This window comes from Bacillus infantis (genome assembly GCF_020171945.1).
Lineage (GTDB): Bacteria > Bacillota > Bacilli > Bacillales > Cytobacillaceae > Bacillus_AB > Bacillus_AB infantis_A.
On the sequence record NZ_JAIVAP010000001.1, the window covers coordinates 349,705 to 375,329 of the forward strand.

29 protein-coding genes and 2 riboswitches are annotated in these 25,625 nt (G+C 44.2%); of the genes, 12 read left to right on the forward strand and 17 right to left on the reverse strand.

From position 1 onward, the window contains the following. Positions 1-83: 83 nt before the first annotated feature. Entirely contained in the window at positions 84-1,424 is a 1,341-nt protein-coding gene (locus LCM00_RS01735; RefSeq protein ID WP_224897281.1) for an MATE family efflux transporter, read from the reverse strand. Positions 1,425-1,598: 174 nt separating this feature from the next. Here LCM00_RS01735 and LCM00_RS01740 point away from each other — a divergent pair, with 174 nt between their 5' ends. Continuing rightward, positions 1,599-2,138, forward strand: coding sequence for an STM3941 family protein (locus tag LCM00_RS01740; RefSeq protein WP_224897283.1), 540 nt, complete (start codon positions 1,599-1,601; stop codon positions 2,136-2,138). Positions 2,139-2,173: 35 nt separating this feature from the next. Here the strand turns inward: LCM00_RS01740 and LCM00_RS01745 are convergent, their stop codons facing one another. Beyond that, entirely contained in the window at positions 2,174-2,731 is a 558-nt protein-coding gene (locus tag LCM00_RS01745) for a hypothetical protein (protein WP_224897285.1), read from the reverse strand. A 116-nt stretch (positions 2,732-2,847) separates the two neighbouring features. On the opposite strand from LCM00_RS01745, the gene LCM00_RS01750 reads away from it, so the two are divergent. Next, a complete protein-coding gene (locus tag LCM00_RS01750) occupies positions 2,848-3,429 on the forward strand; it encodes a TetR/AcrR family transcriptional regulator (RefSeq protein WP_224897287.1) in 582 nt (193 codons plus the stop codon). A gap of 52 nt (positions 3,430-3,481) precedes the next feature. Here LCM00_RS01750 and LCM00_RS01755 read toward each other — a convergent pair whose 3' ends face one another. From LCM00_RS01755 to LCM00_RS01765, 3 genes are all read right to left on the reverse strand, one after another. Further along, positions 3,482-4,288: an alpha/beta hydrolase gene (locus LCM00_RS01755; protein ID WP_224897289.1), complete on the reverse strand. Its 807-nt coding sequence runs from the start codon at positions 4,286-4,288 to the stop codon at positions 3,482-3,484. Beyond that, complete coding sequence (locus LCM00_RS01760; protein WP_224897291.1) at positions 4,272-4,469, reverse strand: Fur-regulated basic protein FbpA; 198 nt, start codon at positions 4,467-4,469, stop codon at positions 4,272-4,274. The genes LCM00_RS01755 and LCM00_RS01760 overlap by 17 nt, the downstream gene beginning before the upstream one ends. 67 nt (positions 4,470-4,536) lie before the next feature. Beyond that, positions 4,537-4,641, reverse strand: a riboswitch (SAM riboswitch). Positions 4,642-4,675: 34 nt separating this feature from the next. Next, the gene (locus LCM00_RS01765) at positions 4,676-5,641 is read right to left on the reverse strand and encodes a phosphotransferase enzyme family protein (protein ID WP_224897293.1); all 966 of its coding nucleotides are present in this window, start codon (positions 5,639-5,641) and stop codon (positions 4,676-4,678) included. Between the two features lie 254 nt (positions 5,642-5,895). On the opposite strand from LCM00_RS01765, the gene LCM00_RS01770 reads away from it, so the two are divergent. The 3 genes from LCM00_RS01770 (at position 5,896) to LCM00_RS01780 (ending at position 9,171) form a co-directional block, all read left to right on the forward strand. Next, on the forward strand, positions 5,896-6,819 hold the full coding sequence (locus LCM00_RS01770; protein ID WP_224897295.1) for a DMT family transporter: 924 nt from the start codon (positions 5,896-5,898) through the stop codon (positions 6,817-6,819). 108 nt (positions 6,820-6,927) lie between these two features. Then, the gene (locus LCM00_RS01775; RefSeq protein ID WP_224897297.1) at positions 6,928-8,667 is read left to right on the forward strand and encodes an AAA family ATPase; all 1,740 of its coding nucleotides are present in this window, start codon (positions 6,928-6,930) and stop codon (positions 8,665-8,667) included. A gap of 213 nt (positions 8,668-8,880) precedes the next feature. Beyond that, entirely contained in the window at positions 8,881-9,171 is a 291-nt protein-coding gene (locus LCM00_RS01780; protein WP_224897299.1) for a hypothetical protein, read from the forward strand. 43 nt (positions 9,172-9,214) lie between these two features. Here the strand turns inward: LCM00_RS01780 and def are convergent, their stop codons facing one another. Next, positions 9,215-9,793: a peptide deformylase gene (gene def, locus LCM00_RS01785; RefSeq protein WP_224897301.1), complete on the reverse strand. Its 579-nt coding sequence runs from the start codon at positions 9,791-9,793 to the stop codon at positions 9,215-9,217. A 175-nt stretch (positions 9,794-9,968) separates the two neighbouring features. On the opposite strand from def, the gene LCM00_RS01790 reads away from it, so the two are divergent. Continuing rightward, a complete protein-coding gene (locus tag LCM00_RS01790; protein ID WP_224897303.1) occupies positions 9,969-11,192 on the forward strand; it encodes an ATP-binding protein in 1,224 nt (407 codons plus the stop codon). A gap of 36 nt (positions 11,193-11,228) precedes the next feature. On the opposite strand, the gene LCM00_RS01795 is transcribed toward LCM00_RS01790, so the two are convergent. Next, positions 11,229-11,687, reverse strand: coding sequence for a hypothetical protein (locus LCM00_RS01795; RefSeq protein WP_224897305.1), 459 nt, complete (start codon positions 11,685-11,687; stop codon positions 11,229-11,231). 234 nt (positions 11,688-11,921) lie between these two features. Here LCM00_RS01795 and LCM00_RS01800 point away from each other — a divergent pair, with 234 nt between their 5' ends. After that, positions 11,922-12,566: an SDR family oxidoreductase gene (locus tag LCM00_RS01800; protein WP_224897307.1), complete on the forward strand. Its 645-nt coding sequence runs from the start codon at positions 11,922-11,924 to the stop codon at positions 12,564-12,566. A gap of 377 nt (positions 12,567-12,943) precedes the next feature. Here LCM00_RS01800 and queE read toward each other — a convergent pair whose 3' ends face one another. Genes queE through queC form a run of 3 tightly spaced genes read right to left on the reverse strand, consistent with a single transcriptional unit; the run spans position 12,944 to position 14,793 of the window. After that, on the reverse strand, positions 12,944-13,669 hold the full coding sequence (gene queE / locus LCM00_RS01805; protein WP_224897309.1) for a 7-carboxy-7-deazaguanine synthase QueE: 726 nt from the start codon (positions 13,667-13,669) through the stop codon (positions 12,944-12,946). Then, on the reverse strand, positions 13,662-14,135 hold the full coding sequence (gene queD, locus LCM00_RS01810) for a 6-carboxytetrahydropterin synthase QueD (protein ID WP_224898132.1): 474 nt from the start codon (positions 14,133-14,135) through the stop codon (positions 13,662-13,664). The genes queE and queD overlap by 8 nt, the downstream gene beginning before the upstream one ends. 1 nt (position 14,136) lies before the next feature. Beyond that, positions 14,137-14,793, reverse strand: a complete 657-nt coding sequence (gene queC, locus LCM00_RS01815; RefSeq protein ID WP_224897311.1) for a 7-cyano-7-deazaguanine synthase QueC — start codon at positions 14,791-14,793, stop codon at positions 14,137-14,139. Positions 14,794-14,843: 50 nt separating this feature from the next. After that, a riboswitch (PreQ1 riboswitch) is annotated at positions 14,844-14,886 on the reverse strand. Between the two features lie 807 nt (positions 14,887-15,693). Here queC and LCM00_RS01820 point away from each other — a divergent pair. After that, positions 15,694-16,479, forward strand: a complete 786-nt coding sequence (locus LCM00_RS01820) for an HAD family hydrolase (protein WP_224897313.1) — start codon at positions 15,694-15,696, stop codon at positions 16,477-16,479. Between the two features lie 15 nt (positions 16,480-16,494). Here LCM00_RS01820 and LCM00_RS01825 read toward each other — a convergent pair whose 3' ends face one another. The 6 genes from LCM00_RS01825 to LCM00_RS01850 all read right to left on the reverse strand — a co-directional run bounded on the left by LCM00_RS01825 (position 16,495) and on the right by LCM00_RS01850 (position 21,913). Then, on the reverse strand, positions 16,495-17,106 hold the full coding sequence (locus LCM00_RS01825) for a lysophospholipid acyltransferase family protein (RefSeq protein WP_224897315.1): 612 nt from the start codon (positions 17,104-17,106) through the stop codon (positions 16,495-16,497). Positions 17,107-17,222: 116 nt separating this feature from the next. Continuing rightward, a complete protein-coding gene (locus LCM00_RS01830) occupies positions 17,223-17,945 on the reverse strand; it encodes a CBS domain-containing protein (protein ID WP_224897317.1) in 723 nt (240 codons plus the stop codon). Positions 17,946-18,047: 102 nt separating this feature from the next. Then, on the reverse strand, positions 18,048-18,971 hold the full coding sequence (locus tag LCM00_RS01835) for a class F sortase (RefSeq protein WP_224897319.1): 924 nt from the start codon (positions 18,969-18,971) through the stop codon (positions 18,048-18,050). A 72-nt stretch (positions 18,972-19,043) separates the two neighbouring features. Then, entirely contained in the window at positions 19,044-20,387 is a 1,344-nt protein-coding gene (locus LCM00_RS01840; protein WP_224897321.1) for a copper amine oxidase, read from the reverse strand. A gap of 237 nt (positions 20,388-20,624) precedes the next feature. Further along, the gene (locus LCM00_RS01845; RefSeq protein ID WP_224897322.1) at positions 20,625-21,356 is read right to left on the reverse strand and encodes an anti-sigma factor; all 732 of its coding nucleotides are present in this window, start codon (positions 21,354-21,356) and stop codon (positions 20,625-20,627) included. Then, positions 21,353-21,913, reverse strand: coding sequence for an RNA polymerase sigma factor (locus LCM00_RS01850; protein ID WP_224897324.1), 561 nt, complete (start codon positions 21,911-21,913; stop codon positions 21,353-21,355). The genes LCM00_RS01845 and LCM00_RS01850 overlap by 4 nt, the downstream gene beginning before the upstream one ends. Positions 21,914-22,453: 540 nt before the next feature. On the opposite strand from LCM00_RS01850, the gene LCM00_RS01855 reads away from it, so the two are divergent. Both LCM00_RS01855 and LCM00_RS01860 read left to right on the forward strand, forming a co-directional pair. Further along, positions 22,454-23,362 carry a YitT family protein gene (locus LCM00_RS01855; RefSeq protein WP_224898134.1) on the forward strand — a complete coding sequence of 303 codons (909 nt, stop codon included), beginning with the start codon at positions 22,454-22,456 and terminating at the stop codon, positions 23,360-23,362. Between the two features lie 116 nt (positions 23,363-23,478). Continuing rightward, a complete protein-coding gene (locus tag LCM00_RS01860) occupies positions 23,479-24,243 on the forward strand; it encodes a CPBP family intramembrane glutamic endopeptidase (protein WP_224897327.1) in 765 nt (254 codons plus the stop codon). A gap of 53 nt (positions 24,244-24,296) precedes the next feature. On the opposite strand, the gene LCM00_RS01865 is transcribed toward LCM00_RS01860, so the two are convergent. After that, the gene (locus tag LCM00_RS01865; RefSeq protein WP_224897329.1) at positions 24,297-24,551 is read right to left on the reverse strand and encodes a hypothetical protein; all 255 of its coding nucleotides are present in this window, start codon (positions 24,549-24,551) and stop codon (positions 24,297-24,299) included. Between the two features lie 100 nt (positions 24,552-24,651). Between LCM00_RS01865 and LCM00_RS01870 the strand changes: the two genes are divergently transcribed. Both LCM00_RS01870 and LCM00_RS01875 read left to right on the forward strand, forming a co-directional pair. After that, the gene (locus LCM00_RS01870) at positions 24,652-25,101 is read left to right on the forward strand and encodes a GNAT family N-acetyltransferase (protein WP_224897330.1); all 450 of its coding nucleotides are present in this window, start codon (positions 24,652-24,654) and stop codon (positions 25,099-25,101) included. A gap of 79 nt (positions 25,102-25,180) precedes the next feature. After that, positions 25,181-25,603: an organic hydroperoxide resistance protein gene (locus LCM00_RS01875; protein WP_224897332.1), complete on the forward strand. Its 423-nt coding sequence runs from the start codon at positions 25,181-25,183 to the stop codon at positions 25,601-25,603. Positions 25,604-25,625 lie beyond the last annotated feature (22 nt).

Consider the following 25,625-nt stretch of genomic DNA (forward strand, 5'->3'; position numbering starts at 1 on the left):
TTTTTTCTCAACACTCATGTATCCCAGGAGCCTGTTGGGATACATGACTTCCCTTTTTTCTCCGCACTCATGTATCCCAGGAGTTAATTTTCAGGTGAAAACAGCCTTTTCCGGTCCCATCGACCGAATTTATAGTACGAAAAAGCAATTACACTGCTGATAACAAAGCTTGTTCCCATTCCGTATGCAATCCCCTCTTCCCCTATCCACTGTGCGAACAGGTAGGTCAAAGGGTACCTCAGCACCCAAAATGAGATGATATTGAGCACAAGCACCTGGAACATGGCCCCTGCTGCCCTTACTATGCCATTTAATACGAAATTGAGTCCGAGGAACGGATAGAAGAAAGCGATTGATGCAAGATAGCCTGTACCAAACTCAACGGCTCCCGGATCGGAAATGAACAGTGATATCCCCGCTTTTGCCAATAGCACAGCCGCTCCGGCAATCATAAGCATGATGACTAAATTATAAAGTGATCCATACAGCGCTATTTTATGAACCCTTTTCCATTGACCTGCCCCAATATTCTGCCCTGCCATGCTGTTGACGGCCGTGCCGAGCGCCGAAGCCGGCAGCATGATCAGGCTGTCAATCCTCTGCGCTGCCCCAAAGCCTGCAACCGTGTCAGTCCCGAAGGAATTCACCACACTCATTATGGCCATAACACCAGCTGAGATCACCATCATCTGTAGACCTGACGGTATGCCTAATTTGAGAATAGTCCACACTTCAGCCTTCTGCGGCATGAATGGCAGTGAGAATGGGGCGAGCTTTCTTTTCAGGACAATATACATGCCAGAAATGAATGCGGCACCTTGAGCTACAAGAGTGGCATATGCAGCTCCATCGATTCCCCAGCCGAGGGCCGAAATGAATATTGGGTCCAACACACTGTTAAGAGCTACTGCAACCAGCACAAAAATCAGCGGCGTCCTGCTGTCCCCCAGGGAACGAAGGATTGTGCCGATAAAATTGTATCCAAATAAAAAAAGGATGCCGAGAAAATTGATTTTTAAATATGAGTCTGCTTCCGCGATCATTGCCTCAGGTGTATCGAGCCATTGAAGGATAGGCTTTGAAGCCAGATATCCTGCTGCACCCAGAGCCAGCGAAAGCAGGGTGAGGATGATCACAAAACTATTGAGATATTGCCTCAGCCCTTTTTCATCATCTCCTCCCTTTTGCTGTGACAGAATTGTCAAAGCGGCATTGTTGATTCCAATAATGAATGACAGAACCGTGAATATGATTGTGCTGGAAACGGCAATGCTGCCGAGGGAAGAAGCACCGAGCAGATTCCCCACCCAAAGGCTGTCTACGAACTGGTAGGAAACCTGCAGCAGGTTCGTCAGCATGATGGGAGTAGAAAAAATGAACATTTGCTTCAGGATATTCCCTTGTGTAAAGTCTTGCTGGGACATAAAAAACCACACCTTAAATTATGATTGCTTCTATTATTTCTCTTTTTATATTTAAATTCTACTCAAACGTTTCGAATTTCGAATTATTGCTTTAGTATGTATTTTTTGGGTTTACATTTCAGAAAAAGGGGTATTTTTCCATTTGGAACCAATAAATGAATGAGGGGGAACAAGATGGAAAAACGATTTTATGCGGCTAAAGTAAAGTTCCTTCTGTTTATGCTGATTGTATTGGCTGCTGGTGTATTTTTTGCCTGGCTGGCTGCCGATATGGTTTTAAATGGGGAAAACAGGGAGCTGTTTATGCTGATTATCTATTCTCTTTTTGCTGTTCTGTTATTCGGGTGTGCCCTGCTTTTTGCAAGAATGATTTTTGATAAAGCCCCATTGGTTACTTTCAGCACAGAGGGTCTGGAAGTCAATGGACCAGGCGGCCCTGGGCTGATTGTCTGGGAAGATTTTGAGGGTATCTTTCCATATGAGGTCCATGGCAGTGCTTTCCTCGGGGTTATCGTGAAGGATGAAGAAAAGTACATAGAAAGGCTTCCTGCCAGAAAGAAAAGATTGGTGAAGATCAATCAAGGAACCGGATTTCCTCCTTTTAATATCAGCATGAATTCGCTTAAACATAGGAAGGAATTCATTGAAGAGCTGGAGAAGAGGGAGATACCTGTTCTGGTTGTTGAGGAAGAACTGAAAAAAGAGAACATATGAATATCCCGCCTTGAAGATAGAGGCGGAATATTCTGTCATATATTCATCTCTTTGTTCTTTTGAGGGGCCTTAGGCCAGATAAAAAAACTGATAGAATAAATCAAATCTGCTGCAAGAACAACCGACCATATTTTCACAGCTCCGGATAGAGCTTCCGTTCTTCCCGGATCATCTGCGATAAGCACAGTTCCCATCAGCAATGCAGCTCCGATGAGATATGCAGCCGCATGTTTCGCAAAACCTTTTATATTGTGCCTTGCATGATCCCAGCCATATCTTTTTTCCGGCCGTTTGCCCTTTTTGGCGATGTAATATAAAAACCTTTCGTCAGCCCACTGGATCATACTTTTTCCAAAAGCAATCGACACACCGATATATACGGCAGCCAATGCATGTGCCTGTGTTGCTTCTGAGCCTCTGTATAAATCCAATGCCGCTGCTGCCAGCAGAATCAGATCCACTGCAGGAGTCATTGCGAGCAGGATGAGACCGGTTTTCTTTTTTCCGAAAAGATAACGCATAGAAAGGCCGGCCAATATTAAAACCCAAAAGCCGGCTTCACACCCGATGATAACCCACAGTATCCAGTTCATAACTTCCCCTTCCAGTATTCTTGAATTGTTTAAACTCATCATAACATCATAATTTTGGCAGTACAAGTGTATTATTTAAAATTGAAACCTTTGTTATGGTCTGTTAAACTGAAACCATGCCTAAAATAGTTGATCATGAACAAAGGAAAAAAAGAATTGCCCGAGCCACCTGGCAGGTTATTCTGGATAAAGGAATGGAAGGTGCGTCTGTCCGCAATATCGCAGCAGAGGCCGGTGTTTCTCTTGGCGCCCTGCGCCACTACTTTTCCACACAAGATGAACTGCTTGTCTATGCCATGAAGCTGGTAAATGAAAATGTGATAAACAGGGTTTCGGAGATCGCATCAAAGGATTTGCCGCCAAGGGAAAAGGTTCACAAAATCCTGCTTGAAATCATTCCAACCACAGATGAGAAAATGGCAGAAATGGAGGTCTGGTTTGCGTTCATTGCTTACAGCAGGCAAAAGGAAGAATTCCGCAGCCTGATGCAGGGGATTCATACGGGGATTGTTCAAATGATAGACTTCCTAAAGTCCAATGGCGAGCTGAAGGATGGCCTGGATCTGGACCTTGAGACTGAAATGTTATACAGTTTCATTGACGGTCTAGCCCTGCACAGCATGCTCGAACCTGAACGTCTGAAACCGGGCAGAATAGAAAAAACTCTCCGCCGCTACCTGGATAGAATCCTAAAATGACCAGAAAGGACCGGATTTTTTAAATCCCGGTCCTTTTCAGCGTTTCTTCCGTTTATAGGTATGCATATGACTGCTGCTCCCTGAAAGCATTGAGCCATTCCGAGGTGATATCGATCAGCTCTGTAAAGCTGCGGCCTGCTGAATAGGTGTGGCAGGCTCCTTCTACATAATGCAGGGAACATGATCCTTCCTTCCGCTTACTGAATTCTTCTGCATACCGTCGTGAGTGGGATACGGGGATATCCCGATCTGCTGTTCCATGCACAATCAGGACATCGCTCCGGTATGCCGCAAGCTCTTCCAATGGTTCATATTTTTTCAGTGAAGAAAAATATTTTTCCGTTAATTGATAGCCCAAATAATCCAGTGAAGTTTCCTTGTCCAGTGCCTTTACCTTTTCGCTGCCGACAATGGAAGCGATATCTTGATATGGCTTTGCAGAAGCCGACCATATGATTAGCTTCCGGATGCGGTCATCCTTTGCTGCAGCCAGAACGGCAACGGCGCCGCCGAGGCTGTGGCCAATGAGAGAAAGCGAATGAGGATCTGCATATTTAAGCTTCCCTGCAAAATCGACGGCAGATAAAGTCTGCTCCAGCAATTCGGGAAGACCTGATTCACCATACTCACCCGGGCTTTCCCCGCAGCCCTCATAGTCAAAGCGGAGGACAAGATACCCATCGGCAGTGAGCCGGTTGGAAGCTTTTACGAATAGCCTGTCGACGCCAATACGGCTGCCTGTAAACCCATGGCAGATAATGACCAGGGGATAGCGGCGGTTTTTTCTGAATCCTGCCGGAAAATCCACCGATCCGCACAGGTGCTTATCCTTCCAAGGTATTTTAATGCTTTCTGACATATATAGTCCCTTCCCTCTTTTCATTCTTGTAAGATCTGTTTTCCTGATAAAGTTTTAGAAGTTCTTCATACGGCACCTGAAACAGCTGCCGGCCTTTTTGTTTGTATATACCCATGGACAGCAGTTCTGAAATCAGCTGATCCTTTTTATCTTCTTTTGTCATTGTTAATTTTTCCTTCAATAAAAAAACCCCTTCTGTCCGGTGGCCCGGAAGCAGAAGGGGCTTTATGCACGAATGGCTGCCGCTCCTCTCATCTTCCAAGCTTCCGCTTGTTGGATTTGGCACAGTTCTCACTAAGAGTCTGCTGCCGAGGCTTCATAGGGCCAATTCCCTCCGCCTCTCTGGATAAGAGTATTCCTATAAGTTTTGTTGGAATTAAATATACGCTACTTATTTTCGATTGTCAAGATATACTGCCGCAATTTTCTATTCAGCTTTTCATTAAGCTGATATAGCCAATGGGACTCCTGCCCTGAAGTAAAATTTATATCGCGAGCCCTGCTCACTGCAGCATGAGTATATAAATCGTGCCACCTCTGGAACATCGGAATCCAGGACAGTTCTTCTTCAGATATGTCCATATGGCGTCTGTACCCTTCTATGAAGCAATCGTATCCCCTTCTCCCTATAGGCAAATCCCTTAAAGCAAAAGCAATATCAGCAGCAAACCAGGAATATGAAAAACTTTCAAAATCAATTGGATGGATTTTTTCCCCATCCCAGATCATGTTGTCGAGTTCAAAATCGAAATGAATGATCCCCTCTCTTCCCTCTGCAGAATGGAGATTCATCATCCAATCGGAAACAGCCTCAAATTCTCTCCTTACTGCCTTATTGCTGTTTTTCAGGGTTATATCAATCCACTCAAGCTTTTGAAGCAAAGTTTCAGCCTCTTTAATAATACTTTCATGAAAGCCTTGTGAAGCAAGGTGGAATTTACCCAGGGCCGACCCCCAATTCTCCAGCTGGCTGCTGTCCAGAACACTGGCCTCATATAGCTCTCCATGAATGAATGGAAATACAGCAGCTGTCAGTTTGCCGATTGGCCGGTAGTCTGCCGTTTTTGTGATTGAACCGTCCCTTGCTGACAAAGGGTAAAAAGAATAATCATATTTATTATGCAATTCCTGCAGAAAATCCATTTCGGTCTTTATTCTTTCTGCGGAAGCATTGGGCGTAAGCCGCAGGATCCGGTCTTCCCCTTTCTCATGAAAACGGAAAATGAAATTGCTGCTTGCCCTGACCAATTGTATTGATTTTTCATCAAATTCCCAGCTATGCAGTAGGTCCTTAATAATCCTGCCTGCTTCTTCATCTTCCAGGAATACTTTCATTTCAGATAATTTCATCATGCCAATTCCTCCATCCGGGAACAAACTGTTAGGATGGGCCGATTCAGCATACTGTCATCTTGCTATTCTGACACCTGCCCTATTTGTCCGCAGCGATTAATTTGATAGATTTTCACAAAACCACTCTCCTTTGGCATAAATTTCCTAACACTATCAATTTATGACTTTCTGACTTATCTGTCAATTACATCCTCCATTCTATTTTCCCTGCCTATTGAATAAAGATAATGGAAGGCTGATGGGAGGCGGGAATAATGCAGGGCAATCGAGTTCTATCTTTATGGTACGCACTTATGGCAATTGCGTTCTGGGGAGTTTCTTTTGTTTCAGTCAAATGGCTGGTAGATTATTTGGCACCTGGTGCCCTGGTTTCCTTAAGATTTATGATTGCTGCCATCTTCCTGGGCTGCCTTCTCACAATATTCAAAGAATCCTTTTATATAAAAAAAGAGCATTTCGCCCATGTTTTTATTCTTTCGGTGCTGGGGGTGTTCATCCATCAAATGGTACAGGCTTCGGCCATGCTGACGCTGGATGCCTCTGCTGCTGGCTGGATGATTTCTTTCACGCCTGTATTTACTAGTCTGCTTTCCTTCCTCTTTTTATCTGAAAAGCTTTCTTTCCTTAAAATTGGGGGAATGATGATTGCCATTACAGGGGTTTTGGCCATTTCGGCGGAAAATTCAGGGGGAACACTTCAGTTCAGGCCTGGCCTTGGTTATTTCCTCCTGCTTTTCAGCACCTTTAATTGGGCGGTATATTCCATCTTGTCCAAGAAATTTGCATTACCTTATTCTTCTCTTGCAGTCACCTTTTGGACAAGCCTGATAGGCGGCTTGGCGACTCTGCCATTTCTTTTAAGAAATCAGGAATATCAGGTTCTGTATACCCTCCCTATCGATGGATGGCTGCACCTGCTGTTTCTTGCTATTTTTGTTTCAGCTCTGGGCTACTGGTATTGGGGAAAGGCGCTTGAGGTGCTCGAGGCGACACAGGTTTCGGTCATCATGTACCTGGAACCGCTGTTTACACTGCTGGCAGCAATCTTTATACTGGGAGAGAAAATTCCATTATTCAGCAGCATCGGCGGAATTCTTATTATTTTGGGAGTATCGGCTGTTAACAAGCCAGTCCTCGACTTCTTCGTTAAGAAGCTTTTTAAATACCCTGTAAAATAGAGACTAAAACCTTTTACCAATAATTACATGTTTTTTCCTATGCATAAATCTATACAGTCCGAACAAGTTTTCCTATAATGGAGATAGATTCATTTAGGAGGGAAATTGTTGAAATCCACTTTCAGAAAAATTTCGAAACCTGTCCCCCTTATTTCATTGGCCATTCTAATAGCTGCTGCTGCGCTGTGGTTCAGTTTATCCGGCAGCAAAGAAGTTACCATTCCCTTTTCTTCCATAGAAAATATCATTCAGGATCACCAAAGTGAAACTGTCATTTTAAAAGAAATGAAAAACGGCACCCTCCATTTGACCGCAGGTACAGCTGAGTATGTGTCTCAGGTGCCTCCAAACAGCCAAATGGTTGCCAAACTGATCGAAAATTATAATATCCAGTACACCTATTCTTCTGCAAATCCGTATACGTTCTGGATTTTGGGTGGAACGCTGATCCTTTTTGCAGGGATCGGCCTTTATCTCCAAAAATCAGGTAAAGGAATATCTACCGCCAATTCTATGAAAAACAGCGCCAGCAAGGCAAAGCCTCTTCCTTCCATCACGATGGATGATATCGGGGGCCTTCAGGAGGAAATGAAGGAGGAAATTCTCCAGACACTTTCCATCATTAAAGACCGGGAAGCATCCATCCAGCTTGGTGTGAAGCCGCCAAAGGGAATTCTGCTCTATGGACCTCCTGGTACAGGCAAGACGCTGCTTGCACAGGCGATTGCCAAGGAAATCGGCGCTTCATTCTTTTCAACCAGCGGATCTTCATTTAATGAAATGTTTGTAGGCGTAGGCGCCTCTAGGGTCAGGAGCTTATTCCAGAATGCCAGGAAGCATTCCCCTGCAGTCGTCTTTATTGACGAAGTCGATGCTCTTGCCGGCAAGCGGAAGCAGCATGGCGGGGACGAAAGCGAGAAAACATTGACTGAGCTGCTTGTCCAGCTTGACGGCGGCCACTCAAATGATGGCATTTTATTCATTGCCGCTACCAACCGAAAGGATATGCTTGATGATGCATTCCTCCGTCCAGGCAGGATTGACTTCTCTTTCCTTGTTCCGCTTCCAGATACTAAAGGAAGGCAGGAAATCATCAGCATCCACACAAAAGGCAAGCATCTTGCAGAAGATGTGGCAGCTTCCCTGCCGGCACTGGCCGAAAGCACTTCCGGCTTCTCAGGAGCGGATATCAGCTCTCTCTTTGAGACAGCAAGCAGAAGGGCCATCCGGAATGGGAAAGAAAAAATAGATAAAGAAGATCTTGATTTTGCCATCGACCGAACGGTGCTTGGAAGCACAACACGTCCGCTTCAGGACCCTGAGACGAAAAAGAGGGTTGCCATCCATGAAGCTGGGCATGCCTTGATTGCCGCCATCACCAAGCCTGGCTCAGTAAGAAAAGCTACAATCATTCCACGCGGTCAGGCACTGGGATATGTAGCTCCTATTCCGAAGGAGCTTCATCTGTCAACCAGCAGTGAGCTCCTGGACCAGGTCAGCATGATACTGGCTGGCGGAGTGGCTGAAAGGCTTTACCTCGGGGAGCACAGCATCGGGGTCAGCGGCGATGTCCAGCAGGCCAAGCATATCCTTGAGCAGATGGTAGAAATCGGCTTATTCCAGGACGGTTTCAAGCTGACCTTTGTCAAGTCGGAAAAAGAAGCCAAGATGCAAGAGCTGTTCCAGCAGGCTTTGGAGAAAACAGAAATGCTTATCAAAACCCATGAATACGAATTTGAGTGCCTGGTTGCAGCCCTTCTGAAGAAGGAAACACTAGAAGGTGCAGAGGTTCAGGAAATTGTTGGCGAACCATCGAATCTGCAGGAAGCAGGACTTGTAACAGTATAAGATAAGCAGAAAGCAGCCCAATCGGCTGCTTTTTTTGTCTTGAAAAAAGATTGTATAAAGCCATAGAGAACAGCCAAACTAGCGGTGTAGGAATTGAGAAGGTTTGTCAGGAGAATGGACGCTCCTGCTGTGTGCAGCCTCTGTAAATCAAGTCTATTCCCTGCATAGCTAGAAAAACTGTCACGATTTTAAGTCTGATAGGGAGAATCCAATATGAAAGAACAATTAGAGCATATTAAACAGCTGCTGGAGGAAAATTTTGATCATCCTGAGTCCCAGGATCTGGATTCATGCATCGATGAGCTTGAAGTACTAAAGGAAACAGCCGGGGATAAAAAGATTATGATCCAGGATCTCATCAACAGTCTGACACATGTCCGAAACAGCAGTAAAGAGCTTCTGAATGAAGGGACCCCTTCCTCGTCAGCAGCCTTCGGCCAGGCGTACCGGGCAATTGAACAGGCCATCTCTTCGGTTTCTTTCACAGATAACGACCCATATTAAAAAAAGGAGCGATTCGCTCCTTTTTTACCTGTTTTTTATTTTATTAAAACAACTCAGCAGCTGCTGCACCGTCAGGCAGCTCGAAAGGATTGTCTTTGTTGATGCGGTCATAAAACATGATGCCGTTCAGATGATCAATTTCATGCTGGACAATGACAGATGCAATCCCTTTTAGGCGCATCTCCACCTTCTCCCCTTTTTCATCTGAATATCTAATCTTAATTCTTTCATAGCGGGGAACAAAGCCTTTAACCTCCCTGTCGACAGAAAGACAGCCCTCCCCTTCTGGAAGATAGACCATTGCCGCAGAATGGCTGACGATTTTAGGGTTGAAGACCCTCAGTTCTTTTACATCCCCTTTTTCATCCCTGAAGAAGGCAGCAAACATTCTTTTATCTTCCCCAATCTGGTTTGCAGAGAGACCGACTCCAGGTCTTAGCTGATATTTTGAGGCCAATTCAGGATTCTGGCTGTTTTTTAAGTATTCTATCATCATTTCCATGATATCATGGTCTTCCTGATTGAGAGGGACCGTCACTTCAGCTGTTTTTTTCCGTAAAATGGGGTCTCCTTCCCTAACGATATCTTTCATTCTGATCATTTTCCTGTCTTGATTGTCCATAACTACCATTCCTTTGATTTTTTATTGGCTTATTTATACAGTCCTTTGCAGGCTTCTAAAATGCCGCCTATTCATTTTCAAAATATTTGCTATAATGTTTTTGATAGGACTTTTAGAGTGGAGGCTGATGAAGTTGCGGGAGTTTGCTGAGAATCTGTTTCTTCATTTTTTTATCATGTTGATTATCCCGCTTATGCACAACATAAGCTTGAAGCATGAAAAAAGAGAATGGCTCATGTTTTTGGCTGCCGCTGCCTCCTTGATGCTGACTCTGGCATTTCCTGTTAGAATGGCCAATGGCCTTGAATTTGATATGAAATTCATACCTGTATTTTTTTGCTTTTTCTATCTTGGACCTTTGGGAGGGTATTTGTCAATCGCCGCCCTTCTGATATTCATGGCCCTTTTTAATGCAGATAATCTTTATGTTACTCTCATAAATTATTTTATTATATCGTTGCCGATGCTGTTTATACGGAAAAAATATCAGAAAATGAACATTCTGGGTAAATCCATCGTTGCTTTTGCTTTTTATTTTTTTATCACGCTTACCAGGCTGATTTATTTCCTGCAGACCGGGCATATTCAGAATGCAGTGAACCTTGGCCTTTTCTTTCTTTTATCTTTTATCAGTCTATGTGCTGCCATTTATATTATGGAAATGTACCGTTTGCACTCAGAGATGGCTGAAAAGCTTCAAACAGCAGACAAATCCAATGCCATCAGCCAGCTGGCAGCCTCTGTTGCACATGAAATAAGAAATCCCATGACGACAATCAGAGGATTTCTGCAGCTCATGAAGGATGAACATAACCTGACAGACGGCCAACGGTCATATGTAGCAACTTCACTTCAAGAACTTGACAGGGCAAATCATATTATTTCGGACTTCCTCTCGCTGGCCAAGCCTTCGATATCCTCAAAGGAAAAGCTGCCTGTAACAGATCTTGTAAGGGAAATTTCCGAATTCATCAAGCCTTTTGCGCTTTTATCCCAAACAGAAATCAGCTGCCGTGCCCAGGAAGATCTATATATATATGGGAATGCAAATGAATTTAAGCAGCTGCTGATCAATCTAATAAAAAACGGGGTTGAATCGATGCCGGACGGAGGTTCTATCATTGTCACCGCAGAGCAGAATCAGAAAGAAGTATCCATAAAAATAAAAGATGAGGGCTCAGGTCTTTCACCTGGACAGCTCAAACAGCTGGGCAATCCCTATTATTCAACAAAAACGAAAGGCACCGGCCTGGGTTTGCTTATTTCATTTGATATTATTAAACGGCTTGATGGGCACTACAAAATCATCAGTGATAAGAATAAAGGGACTGAATTTATACTGATTTTCCCTGCAGCTGAAAGAGAATTCAGCGGACACCAGCCAAATCAGCCAATGTAATCAAGGGAACACTGCCTGTAAAGGCAGCGTTCCTTTTTAGATTAATGCATCCTCAAAGGGAGCGAAAAAGACTCCCTTTGGACCCAGCATATCTGTTTCCGAATCTCTTTTTTCTCCTTGTACCTCATACTCACCTTCAGGGAAATAATCGAACAATCCGCTTGATTTATGAAGCTCTATAAAACAGTCATGAAGCTCACACATTAATGTCTGGTACTCTTTATTGTCTAAGGGGTCTCCGTATTCATCCAGCTTAAAATTGGCCTTTACCAGCTCTTCGAACTCGAGATTTCCTGAGGAGGCAACATACAGGTCTACATCACTGCAGTCAATGCAGAGCAGCATCGGATCGTCCTTGATGTCCAGATACGCCTTTTCCACCATCTTTTTCAGCATTTCCTCTATATCATCTGCATTTATAAGTGTTTTGGCTGTTTGCAGCATGAATTTAACACCTCCAAAACCGAAACCATTCAATAGAAAATGTAGTTTCATCTGTGTTCTATTATATCAAACTGCTCCCAATAAGTCGTCTTTCGAGCTGATGCGTCATAATACGCCAGCAGGCTTAGTTTTTCGGTAAAAAAAGCGCAAGCATGTCAGATTATGCGCTTTCCCAAGAAATATTCCTTATTTCCTGTTAAGGGGATATGCTGCAGGCGGAATGTTTTGGGTCTATCAGGGTAGATTGTTATTATACAATTATGTACTTGGAAAGGAGAATGAAATATGAATATCCTGATAGTTGGAGCAAATGGACAAATAGGCAGACATCTGATTGAAAAACTCGCAGAAACGGAACACAAGTCAGTTGCCATGGTTCGTAAAGAAGAGCAGGTTAAAGAACTGAGAGACCTTGGTGCTGATAAAGTGGTCATCGGTGATTTGGAAAAAAACTTCTCACACGCTTTTGAAGGGGTGGACAGTGTTATATTCACTGCAGGGTCCGGCGGCCACACTGGTGCAGACAAGACCATCCTCATCGACCTTTGGGGTGCAATCAAGACGATTGATCAGGCGAAAGAGCATAATATCACCCGCTTTCTTCTTGTCAGCAGCATGAATGCTGACACTCCAGATACGGGGATAGAATCGATGAAGCATTATTTTGTGGCTAAGAAACTAGCCGATGATCATCTGCGCTCATCTGGGCTGGATTATACAATCGTACGTCCGGGCGGACTTCTTAATGAGCCTGCGACGGGAAAAATTCTGCTGGAAGAAAAAATACAGGACTACGGCTCAAGGGAAATAACCCGTGAAGATGTCGCTGCTGTACTGGCAGAAGCAGTTGACCTTGAGAATACTTATAAGAAAACATTTGAAATCCTGAACGGGGAAACACCGATTAAGGAAGCATTGAAGCAGGTTTAAGTAAGAAAGCCAAAAGCAGGGTTGCTGCTTTTGGCTTTTTATATTTGTGTGAGATAAGATTTAGAAAAAGAATCTTTAGCCTTTATCAATACTCCACATTGGAATGATATAGTTCGTTGAAGATAAGATACCTGGTAAAAAAAGCCAGTGTAGTCTGTTTCTATTTTAATTTACCAGTAATTGTGGTGTTGATTTCCGTTCCAGGCACTTCGCTTTCCGCGGGGCGGCGCTGAGCCTCCTCTTCGCTCCGCTCCTGCGGGGTCTCAGCCTTGCCGCTATCTCCCGCAGGAGTCTACGTGCCTTGCACTGCAATCAACTATCTCTATAATTTTTCTCAATACTTCTAACCCATCACGGCTGTCCTATAACCGCAGTAATCATACCCCTCTCATATTCCCCCACACAAATGTATGCAGCTGGGGCAGGACCCTGACTTCTTTCAATTCGTCATCAAGCATAGCTTTTTCGATCAGCCAGCTGTATTTTTTCAGTTGTTCAGTCAGAAATTCATCATTGTTTGCAGCAGATAAATTTTCGTTTCCTGCCTGCAGGTAAAATGGAATTCCGGGATATCTTTTCATAACCTCTTTACTGTATTCAAAATCATTTTCGTCAAAGATAACCACTTTCAAGCTCACCTGGTGTGTAAATCGGTCTGCCAGTCTTTTGAAAATATCATCTAGAATTTCGAAGTCTGTTTTCATGCCGGAGCTTGGAGGCTTCGGTGAGATCGTCAGCTCATCTATGGAATAGAACCAGTCCTGCCAGCGGCTGCCCTGTGTTTCCAGGCAGAGTTTGATATTTTCTTTTTTCAAAAGGGCAATCAGTTTGCCGAGATTTTTAAGGAGGGCCGGATTGCCTCCGGAAATCGTTACAAATGAGAAGCCTTCCCCTCCGATTGCCTTAAGCTCTTTCCAGATTTCCTCTGCATCCATCAGCCTGATTTGTTCCTTGCCTGTTCCATCCCATGTGAAGGAGGAATCGCACCATGAGCATGAATAGTCGCAGCCGGCGGTTCTGACAAACATTGTCTTCTGGCCGATGACCATCCCTTCACCTTGAATGGTAGGTCCGAAGATCTCCATGACTGGAATCTTACTCATTCTCCATCCACTCCCTCCGTGCCTCTGCAAAGCTGGTAGGAGTTTCATACAATCTCACAAATTCTACCCTTGCATCCTGCTGCGGCGAGTAACCCTTTAGGGATTCAGACATTTTCTCATAAATCCAGACAGCCATATTTTCAGCAGTGGTATTCATGGGAGGTAGCGTTTCATTCAGATATCTATGATCAAGATGGACTTCAATTTCAGTTTTCCATATTTCCTTAATATCTCCAAAATCTATCAAAAGGCCGATTTCATTAACATAACCGCTGATTCCAAAGATCACCTTGTAGGTGTGTCCGTGAAGGTTTTTACATTTGCCTTCATAGCAGTGGAGATGGTGGGCAGCATCAAAAGTGAACTCCTTGCTCACTAATACTCTTTTTGTATGATATTTCAGCTGATTTTGCTTTATATCTTCATTTATCTTCTGAAGCTTGTCGACGATCCGGAAGCCATACATGTCAGACTCCCTGCCTTTCAGCAAGATAATCTTCCAGTCCGCGTTTCCGCAGCCTGCAGGCAGGACATACCCCGCAGCCGTCAGCAATGATGCCTTCATAGCAAGTCAAAGTTTGCTCTTTTACATAATCAAGCGCCCCAAGTTCGTCAGCCAGCTTCCATGTTTCCGCCTTATTCAGCCACATGAGCGGTGTGTGAATGACAAATTGGCTATCCATTGAAAGATTCAGTGTGACATTAAGCGATTTTACAAACTGGTCGCGGCAGTCAGGATAGCCGCTGAAATCCGTTTCGCAAACTCCTGTTATGATATGCTTCGCTGCAACCTGGCTGGCAAGCACTCCAGCAAAAGATAAAAACAGCAGGTTCCGGCCTGGGACGAAGGTTGAAGGAAGCTCCCCCTCCTTCTCCTCTACCTTGATATCCTTCCTTGTCAAAGCGTTTGGCGCCAGCTGATTTAAAAGGCTCATGTCAAGGATATGATGCTTGATAGCTAGGTCAGCTGCAATTCTTCTGGCGCAATCCAGCTCGGCGATATGCCTTTGTCCGTAATCGAAGGTGACTGCCTCCACCTCTTTAAAGTTCTTTTTTGCCCAAAAAAGGCAGGTCGTGCTGTCCTGGCCGCCGCTGAATACGACGATTGCTTTTTCGTTTTTCACGTTTTTATCTCCTTTAACAGAAAAACAGCACCACTAAGAAAGCGGTGCTGTTTTCCTTAGTTTTTTTGAGAGGGTAGCTAGAACCTCTACCGTTTCAGGAACGGATTTTTATAAAGTTGTCGAAAATGACAGGTTTTATTTTACCACAAGTATATGTGTCTATAAAAGTTTGATTCTCTTTTTTCAATGGCTTTGTTAAACATTGCTGTTGATATCCGGCTGCATTCCAGCTGTGCTGAAATGCGTGTGAAACAGAGTTTCACACGAATGAGCCCAAAATCAACAAGGTACACTAACACAGCCTTTTCAATAAAAATGTTTGAAGCCATCACAAGGTGGTATATAAATAGTGCAAGCCAAAATATTAAAGGAGGGACTGGAAGCGATGGATCGCAGAACAGCGACTTCAAGATTGGTATTTGGCGTTGCACAAGAGGAAACTTTTACAGACAGGTCAATTGGGACCCTTGTCCTGAATCGATATACGTAAACATCGATTCGGCTCCGATGTATGGTTTCCATAATCCTTTCTGAGGATTGAGAAAAAGCGCCTATTCAAGGAATTGGCGCTTTTTCTCGTTAATGGCGATTCTTATGCTGCCTTTGTTTTTAATCCCCTGCCTCTTTGGTATAGAGGCAAGGCCAAAACTAATCAGGAGGGACTGCTATCGATGATTCGGTTAACAGCGACTTCACGTTTATCGTTTGGCATTGAGGGAAAGACCAATTTTGCTTACCGGTCTAAGGGTCCGCAGTTTTATGGCCGCTATATGATTATCCGGTAAGGAGCAAAAAGCGCGGGCAGGAGCCGGCGCTTTTTGCTGTCTGCCGGAATAATGGATTTCTCCCTTTATTTGTGCTAGAATCCCCTTTAAATAACCAGCCACAAGGAGTATCGACATGACAACTTATCAAATTATCTTTTTGGATATTGACGGCACCATCCTGCTTCCAAATGATACCATACAGGAATCGACAAGGCGTGCAGTCGCACAGGCAAAAGAAAAAGGCATCGAAGTGTTCCTTGCCACCGGCAGGCCATTGCATGAAATAGCAGAAATCGGAGAAGAACTGAACATTTCATCTTTTATCGGATATAATGGGGCCTTTGCCATACACAAAGGCAAAACGGTCCTGGATAAGCCTATGGACCGGCAAGTGATCGAAGAATATTTGCAAACGGCAAAAGAACACAAGCATGAGGCAGTGCTTTATTCGAGTGAACAGAACTTATTGACCGATAAAGATGCCGGTAAGATGAAAGACTTCCTCGCTAAGTTCCTTCTTAACAAAAACGCGCTGATTAAGCCTCGACACTTCGATCAGATCCTCGGAATGACAATCCTCTCACTCAAAGAAGGTGAACAGCACCTCTATGAAAAGGATGGAATCCATCTTTCACAGGTTAATGTTGAGGGAATGCGTGACTGTTACGACGTAATCCGTGATACGGTCAATAAGGGTTATGCTCTGGAGGTTGTTATGAAAGAGCTTGGCATTCCCCGGGAAGCTTCAATCGCTTTTGGCGACGGGATGAACGATAAAGAAATGCTGAAATATGCCGGGACAGGAATCGCAATGGGAAATGCACATCCGGACCTGTTTGAGTATGCAGACAAAAAGACAACCGCTGTGACTGATTCTGGCATATTTAACGGGCTGAGAGAGCTTGGAATTGTAAACTGAATCTGCAGCCGGAAATCATTTCCGGCTGCTTATTTTATTGGATTTGAGCTCTTCTTCCAAAGCCAGCATCGTTTCAGAAAGCTGTACCGTAATTTTTGAGAGTTCATCTTTATCTTTTTTGCCGCTGCTCAGGTCGATGGGCTGTCCGATTTTAAGCAGTATGGGCTTGCCTGACAGCAATGCCTTGACGCTTTCAGGTCCAAAAAAGGCAGCAGGCACGATCACAGTCTTTGCCATGCTTGCTATTGTGACGGCTCCCCGCTTCAGGGATGCCTCCTCGCTCGACCTTGTGCCTGACGGGAAAATCCCGACTGTGTTCCCTTTTCTCAGGAGCTGGAGAGGAACCTTCAATGTGCTTGTGCCAGGATTTTCCCTATTAACAGGGAAAGCATTTATGCTGGTTAGAAACCTGCCTGCCAAACTCTTCTCAAACAATTCTTTTTTGGCCATAAAGTGAATCTGCTCCGGGAAAACTCCTGCACCCAGTGCGACTACATCGACCCAGCTCCTGTGTGTACAAGCAATCACATACCCTTTTTCATCCGGCAGATTTTCCTTGCCTTCTATAATAAACTTCCCTCTTGATTTAAAAATCGCAATAGCCAGCCGGGCGAAAAAATTATACATTCTGCTGCCCCTCCCCCGTTGAAATGATCTATTATAATATTTTAACACCAATTATTAGTATCTGGTACTAATTTTTGTAAAAAAAAGGACGGGCCAATTAAGAGCCCGTCCCTTTATCATTCGAATGATTCAACTTCAAGGAGATCCCAGGAAGTGATGAAGCCTTGCGGTTTTTCATTATAGCCGCCATGCTCTGTTACAATGATTCCTTCCAGCTTTTCATTCTTTGCATGATGCTCCTCGAACATATTTTCTATTTCAAAGATGTCCATGTCAGCTGGAGCAAAGGCGATTTGATGCTTGAATTTCTTGTTATAAAGTTCCTTGATTTTCACTTCCTTCAGGCTGACAGTGTCCTCAGTGAAATGCTCAGACATCCATTTGACGATTTCTGCTGAAGTAAGGAGCCAGCTGTATTCTTCTTTTTCGTTATAAATCGGGAATTGTGAATGCGAGAAACTGTTGATGACCGAAAGCACATCTGAAAGCTTCCCTTCTTCATAAAAATAAAAGACCGGCTTAGCTGCTACCGAGATCGCAGTTTTAGGCTTTTCAAAATAATCGGCAATTTTTTCGATCTTTTCAACTGTTTCCAGATGAGGCTCTGCAATATAATAGCCAAGATCTATTTTTTCATGTACGATTGCGTTTCTCAGCTTGGCGAATTGGAAAAGATCAACCTCGTAACTTCTTACAAGTGAATGGCTTTTCCCCAAATCGACCAGCTTATGGAATTTGTCGGTGCGCGCGTTTTTAACTGATTGCTTTAATGCTTTGTGAATACGATTGAACGCGGCTTCAAAGCGCTCAGACAGGTTTTTCTCTGCTGTTTCTGCCATTATAATCTCTCCCAGGAATAAAATCTTTCGTTCATTTATTCCCTGATTCGCTGAAAAACTAACATCTGATAAGAAAGTATCAGGATATACACTGAATGGATACTATTTTGTGATAATTTCAGAAGGTTTAGATTCATTGCCCGATGAGCTGACTGCTGTAATATAGAAGGATGTTGCTTCTTCATTATCAATAACCAAACTCTTTCTTTCATGGGACGAAATACTGGCTGCATGGAAGAAGTCTCCATTTTCTGTGCTGCTGTAAATGCGGTATCCGGAAATATCACCGCTTCTGACTGCATGCCAGGTAAGCAGGCCCCCGCTTATTTTTACATGATCCGGCGCCGGCGGTTCTACGAAGGTTTCTGCTCTGTCTTCCTGTCCTGACTTCAATACTGTGTAAACAACAAGCCTTTCTTCATGCGTGTTTTTTTCACGATTGTAAGTGCCTGTGCACGTTATAAGGTTAAGTCTCCGTTCGTCTGAAGGACCGAACACATCGCTGATGGGTGCGCGGTCATAAGGATAGCTTTTTAATTCCTGAACCTCAAACGTATAGCTTAGTCCATCCTGGGCTGTTACAATCACTGTATCACCTTTTGCAAGATCTTTTAAATAGAAAAAAACTGCGGGACCTGCTTTACTGTCTACATGTCCAGCTATGACACTGCTTCCTTTTTCTCCAGGTTTTATTCCCGGTTCAAACCATCCGGCGGTTTCGTTGTCATCAGGAACCCCCATTGCGCCATTCTCCAGGATGCCTACCTTGCCGACCGGTGCCTCGATTCCCAGAGAAGGGATTTTTAATGATACGGGTACTATTCCTTTCAGATCCTTAATTTCCTTGGTTTCAGCTTTCTTTTCGACAATATGGAATTCTTCTTTAATCTCAGCCTTTTTTATAGACTGCTCCTGCTTTTGTTTAATAATCGGGGGGTCTTCCAATTCATTGCTGTCCTTATTGCTAAAGCCTCCGATGATAAAACAGATCAGGCTGCCGGCAAGCAATACGGCCGGTTTTTTCATGGATTCACCTCCCTGCCCTGCTGTTAAATCAAAACCGGGAAGAGACCAAAGCCCTTCCCAATTTTGCTGCAATTATTTTACTGCCTTTTTTCTGAGAGAATATACTCCTCCGGCTGCAAGCATCGCACCAAGTGCAATCCACAGAACCGAAGCTGAATCCACAGGACTGCTTGCTCCTCCGAAGCCTGTTTTAGGCATTGATTCCGGCATGGCTGTTCCTGCAAATTTCTCAGGCATCTGTGTGACAATTGCATTCCCCAGTACTTCCCCGATCGTGAACATAGCAGCAAATCCTTCACGGAAAGTTCCTGCTGACTCCTCATAATTGCCGGCTTTATATTGGTCAAAAGCCAAGAGGACCTGGTTTTCATGGGCTTTTACAGCCGCTTCAGCATCAGCTGCAGGAAGATTGCCATCTGTTGCGGCACCGAGGAATTCGCCGAAATCTTCTGCAAATTTGTCAAGCTGTGCCCTGGCTGCTTCTGCAGCCTCTTTATCTCCTTCAAGCTCTGCTGCCGCTATTTTGCCTTGAGCATTAATGTGATCAGTCTGCCATATTTTTTCAAATTGCTGTGCGCCTGCATCACCGTAAACGCTGCCTATAGCTGCCTTGAAGTCTGCAGTGTTGGCATTTTCTGCCCAAGTGATGAAATCATAATCCTCTGACTGAGCGTATCCTTTTTCCATTCCCATGACTGCCAATGCAAAGTGCTCAGAAGCGAGGCTATTAAGGGCTGACCTCAAATCGGCCGCTGGCGTGTCAGAAGAAGAATTTGCAAACTTTTCCGGCATTTGAGCTGTGATGGCTGATGAAAGTGCTTTGCTGATGGAGAACATATGCTTGTACCCTTCACGGAAGCTTTGGTATGCTTCCTCGTATTCACCATCAACATAATGATCAAAGGTTTCAATGACTTGGTCTTCGTGGAGGCTGACTGCTTCTGCAGCGGTTTCTGCCGGCAGCTTCCCTTCTGTTGCCTTGCCTAGGAAGGTGGAAAATTCTTCAACAAATTCGTCCACTTCTTTTTCTGCTTCCTGCCTGGCAGCTTCATCATTATTCTTAGCTGCTTGCACGAAGGTGTCTGCATAGCCGTTATGTCCCCGGAAAATCCTTTCAAACTCAGCAGCTCCTTCCTCACCGTATATGGAGGCAATTGCCGGTGTCATGTCGAGTGCATTCTGGTCAAGCGCTTTTGTAAGTGCTTCCGCATCCTTGGCACCTTCAAATGATTTGGTCATGGACGAAACCGCAAGGATATAATGCTCTGATAAAAGCTGATCAAGTGTTGCCCTTAGATCGGCTGCTGGTGTTTTTACCGTTGGGGTCTGTTCTGCGGCAGATCCTGCAGAAGGAAATAGTAGTGAAAGCCCCAGTACAGGAATAATCATTTTTTTCAGGTTTTGTTTCAAATTCATGTGATGCACTCTCCTTTTCGTCAGTTATTTTTTTGATTACATCTACTAAACGCAGCGGATTTTCTTTTGGATCACATTATAGAGACATTTTTTGATATTTTCTCAATATGAAAACATGCAGGAAGTTTTTATAGAGCCATTAACACTTCATTTCTATCTAAGAAGCCGGATGCTTCAACCTGCCCACCGGCATATAAAGAAAGCCGGCTCCCTATTCGGAAAGCCGGCCTTTTGTTGCTATAATTCAGAGCTTAAGACGATCTGCCCCTCTGGAAGGGAGTTGCCTGCTCTTGGCTCCAATGTCACTGCTATGGTATCCCAGTTTTCACTCATGCTGTCTGCTGCTTGATAGAAGGCCGTACCTTCACTGGTGCTGTCTGGTTTAAATGAACCTGCTGGAACAGGATTGCCGCCTTTGATCAGCCACACCTGGTATACTTGTTCTCCCTCAGTCTGTTCTAGCCCGACTGCATTAACTATGACTTTTAAGCCATTACTTTCCTGTATGAGATAGGCTTCAGCATTGCCGTCAAAGTTTTCCCCAGGCTGAAGGGCAATAGAGGAAATTTTTTCTTCCGCCCTATGTTCAGGCTCTTTCTCGGAGAGCTTTATTAATGCATAGCCATTTCCAATGACAGATAGAAGGAGTGCCGCAGCTAATGCTGGCATCTGCCATTTTCTCTTCTGTTTTGCAGTCAGCACTGCCGGCTCATCAACTTTATCTTCCTTAACTGCTGCCTGCTTTTCTTCATCTTGGAAAATTTCTTTAAATATACGGTCTTTCATGCCCTTTGGAGGCTGGACTTCCTCTGACAGGAAGGGAAGATGGCCGGATAGCATTTTCAGATCCTCCATTTCTGCCCTGCATTCTTCGCAAGTCAGCAGATGCTGTTCGAATGCCTGTTTTTCTTCCTGTGAGAGTGTGCCATTAAAGTAGTCAATTGATAGTTCGCAATAATCTTTGTTCATGCCTTCTCCCTCCCTTCAGCAGAATCAAGAAATTTTCGGAGATTCTTTAGTGCCAGCCTTGCCCTGCTTTTGACAGTTCCAAGTGGAATATTGCAGGATTCAGAAATTTTCTGCTGTGTGAAACCTTTAAAATAAATAAGATCAATAATCCCTTTTTGGTCTTCAGACAATTTTGAGACTGCACTATGTACCTTCATTCTTTCTTCTTTCCACTCTGTCTGCTCTTCCGCCGAGCTTTCCAGGCTGGCGGCCGGCTGAATTTCGTCAATGGGAACAGGACCCTTCTCCTTTTTCCGGATGATATCAATAGCTGTATTACGCGCCATTGTAAACAGCCATGAACTGAATTTTCCTTTGTCTTCGGTATAATGTCCCTTGCCTCGCCAGATCTTTAAGAACACTTCTTGAAGGGCTTCCTCTGACAAATCTCTGTCTTCTGTCATTTTATATAAGAAAGAGAATAGGATTTTCTCGTATTTGTCATACAGATCCTCTAGTGCCTGCTTATCTTTACGAAGTATCTTTTCATAAAGCAAGCTGTCATTGCTTCTGCTCATCGTATTCCTCCTTCTTTTCAGGTTAGCTCTATTATTATATCGGAAAGTGCTGTGCAGGAAGTAAATCCAATCTGCACGCTTATGCAAAAAAAACGAAAAGAAAAGGAATTTGGATCAGTTAAGATTATATTTTTTCATATTCCTGGCTTGGTCTTAAAAGGGGCATAATTTTTGCATATCTTCCCGCAGCAATGATCATGCGGATGCAGGCCGCCTGCTTTTCCCCTTTTTAATAAGGCCCGGCCTCTTTATCTTTGCTAACGGGATATTGAGGCGGGCAAGCAAATGAATACCTCCCTTATCCTTCTGTTTAGGATTTTCCCTTCCGGCTGAAAAGCCGGGCATTTTTGTGATTGGACTGGAAGATAAATAGTGTGAATATTACGCCAATGAGGATATAATAAATGCAGGCGATTAGAATTCTATTTATTATTCTGCTGAAAGGTTTTAGGTTAAACACAATTGAATATACTGTTTAAGATATGAGTGTATAATCCTGCAGCCGGCAGTACTGCCAGCTGCCAGGCAAGAAAAGGAGGGATGCGGGTGACGGAATTGGAAATTGGACAGCAGACAGTTCTGCTGAAAGAATCACATCAAAAAATGACAAAAGGAAAGATCTTTAAAAGAGCTCTGCTCATTACAATTGGAGCCATCCTGATGGGAGTCGGGCTGGAAATTTTCCTTGTTCCCAACCAGGTCATTGACGGCGGTATCGTAGGAATCTCAATCATGCTTTCCCATCTGACAGGAATCAAGCTTGGACTGATTATCTTTCTGCTCAACATCCCCTTTTTCTTTATCGGCTACAAGCAAATTGGAAAAACCTTCGCGATTTCCACACTGTATGGCATATTCATCCTTTCTGTAACAACAGCCCTCCTTCATCCTGTGCCTGCATTCACCCAGGATATTCTGCTGGCATCGGTGTTCGGCGGGATCGTACTCGGCATTGGGGTTGGCATAGTCATCCGGTACGGGGGTTCTCTGGATGGAAGTGAGGTTCTGGCCATACTGGCCAATAAGAAACTTCCATTTTCTGTAGGCGAAATCATTATGTTCATCAATCTATTCATTCTGGGAAGTGCAGGGTTTGTCTTTACATGGGACCGGGCTATGTATTCTCTCATTGCTTATTTTGTTGCTTTCAAAACCATTGATATTACAATTACAGGACTGGAAGAATCCAAATCGGTATGGGTCATCAGCGACAATTACAGGCAGATTGGGGATAGCATCAACAGCCGCCTTGGCCGGGGAGTAACCTATCTGTCTGGAGAAGGCGCCTATTCCGGTGATGATAAAAAAGTGATATTTTGTGTCATTAACAGGCTGGAAGAAGCAAAGCTGAAAGAAATAGTAGAGGGGCTTGATCCTTCTGCTTTCCTTGCCGTCGGAGACATTGCTGAGGTCCGTGGAGGAAGATTCAAGAAGCAAGATATCCATTGAGGGGATTCCAAGGAAGGGTATACTCTTATTTTTTGGCAGGATTTTTAAAATTTATGAACGAATTCTGTTTTGAATCGTCTTATCATTGTTTTTATAAATCATAAGAGGTGTTCATAATGACAGAATTTTATATCTTCTGGCTGGCTTCGGTACTTGGAGCCATACTTGTTATTCCTTATCAGACAAAAATCCTGCATGGCCGCATGCAGGAAGCTGCAGAAAGGCAGCCGAAAAAGAAGCTGCCTCCCCTCCCGGTGCTTGCCCTGATTGGAGCAGTACAGACTGGAGTCCTCCTGGGGGCAGCTGCTTTTATAGGCACCTATCTGGCTCCCAGAACCGATTTGCATTGGCCGCTGCTTGACCATTATTTAAATGGCACTGGTATATCTTTTTCAATATGGCCTGCTATTCTTCTCAGTATGCTTGGCGGTGCAGCATCCGCCTTGGTCATCCTGCTGCTGGACAGGATATTCAGTAAAAAAATGCCTCCAGCTGAAGCGGAAACACCGACAAGAAAACAGGCTTTTCTTGCTTCCTTTTACGGCGGTATATCTGAAGAAGTGCTTATGAGGCTTTTTCTGATGACTTTAGTTGTCTATCTGCTTTCATTTTTGTCAGATGGAGGCTGGATTTACTGGACAGGAATAATCTTGGCTGCCTTCGTATTCGGTGCAGGCCATCTTCCTGCAAGCTATCAGATTTACGGGAAGTCAGCCATAGTGACGGTGCGGACCATTCTCCTCAATATGGTGCCCGGCATCTTTTTTGGTTATTTATATTGGAAGTATGGGATAGAAATGGCCATGCTGGCGCATTTTAGTGCAGATATCGTCCTTCATGTCATCCTTGCACCGCTTGCCGCAAATGCAAGGAAGCAATAAGTTGTTTCAGATGGCTAACCTAATGACCCGGTGAGACAGCGACTAAGAAGTATTCAGAGTTCTTGCCGCGGCATATACTCTTTCATCCAATCAGCAGATTTTCCTCCTGCTGTAAATCCAGCCGCTTCCTGAAAGCTTGGCGGGTATGGCCTATTCCGCACATGCTGGGAGACATGCTGGAGAACATCTTCATAAACAAGCGCATTACATTGTCTGAACCATTGTTCGACCGTTTCATTTTTAAAGCGGCATAATGGATAGCTGCTTTCAATTAACAATAGAATTTTAAAGACGTCTGTTTTTTCCATGCTTTCTCACCTGCTTTCTGCCTGATATCATCTTGGCAATAAAAGGAGAAAGCTAATCAAAATCAAAATCATTTTTTAACCCGCAGAGAAAGGTGATAAGATGCCTGCTATAAAAAAAATGGAGGAACAGCCTCCGCTTGACTTGCTGCTGCTGGCAGATCCTTCTCCTGAAGCTGTCAGGGACTATGCTGCAAAAGGGATTTGCTGGGGAGCTTACGAGGGGGAGGAACTGGCAGGAATCTGCGTCCTCCTTCTTACCCGGCCACAAACAGCAGAAATTATCAATTTGGCTGTATATGAGCATGCCCAGAGCCGTGGAATTGGTACTCAGCTGCTGAAGCATGCGATTGAATATACAAAGGCATCCGGATTTCATACCCTGGAAATTGGCACAGGTAATTCAAGCATACAGCAGCTTGCTTTATATCAGAAGCATGGATTCCGGATAACAGGCATTGAATTTGATTATTTCACCCGGCATTATCCCGAAGAAATATATGAAAACGGAATTATCTGCCGGGACATGATCAGGCTCAGCTTGCACTTTTGAACCTCAATATGTTTCCCCGGTTTCGCCTTTCGTAATTAGGGAACAATATAGTGTAAGAAAATGGACAGGAGTGTGGAACATGGATAAATTGTATACAGCAAAAGCAACGGCTGAAGGCGGACGGAGCGGAAAGGTTCGTACAGATGATGGCAATCTTGATTTTAACCTTGCCATGCCAAAGTCTTTAGGCGGAAAAGGAACTGAAAATGGGACGAATCCTGAGCAGCTTTTCGCAGCTGGCTATGCATCCTGCTTTGATGGTGCCCTCAATCTTGTTGCAAGGCAGGAACGCAAGAAAATAGAATCGAAGGTAACAGCTGAAGTGACAATCGGGAAGGAAAGCGATGGCGGCCTTGCCCTGGCAGTTGTCCTGAATGCAGCAGTCAGCGGCGTTTCCCTTGAGGAAGCGAAAGAGCTGACGGAAAAGGCACATGGCGTCTGCCCTTATTCCAGAGCTACAAGAGGAAATATAGAAGTTACTGTAAACACAGAAACCTATTAAGCGCGAAGAATCCCCCGGATGA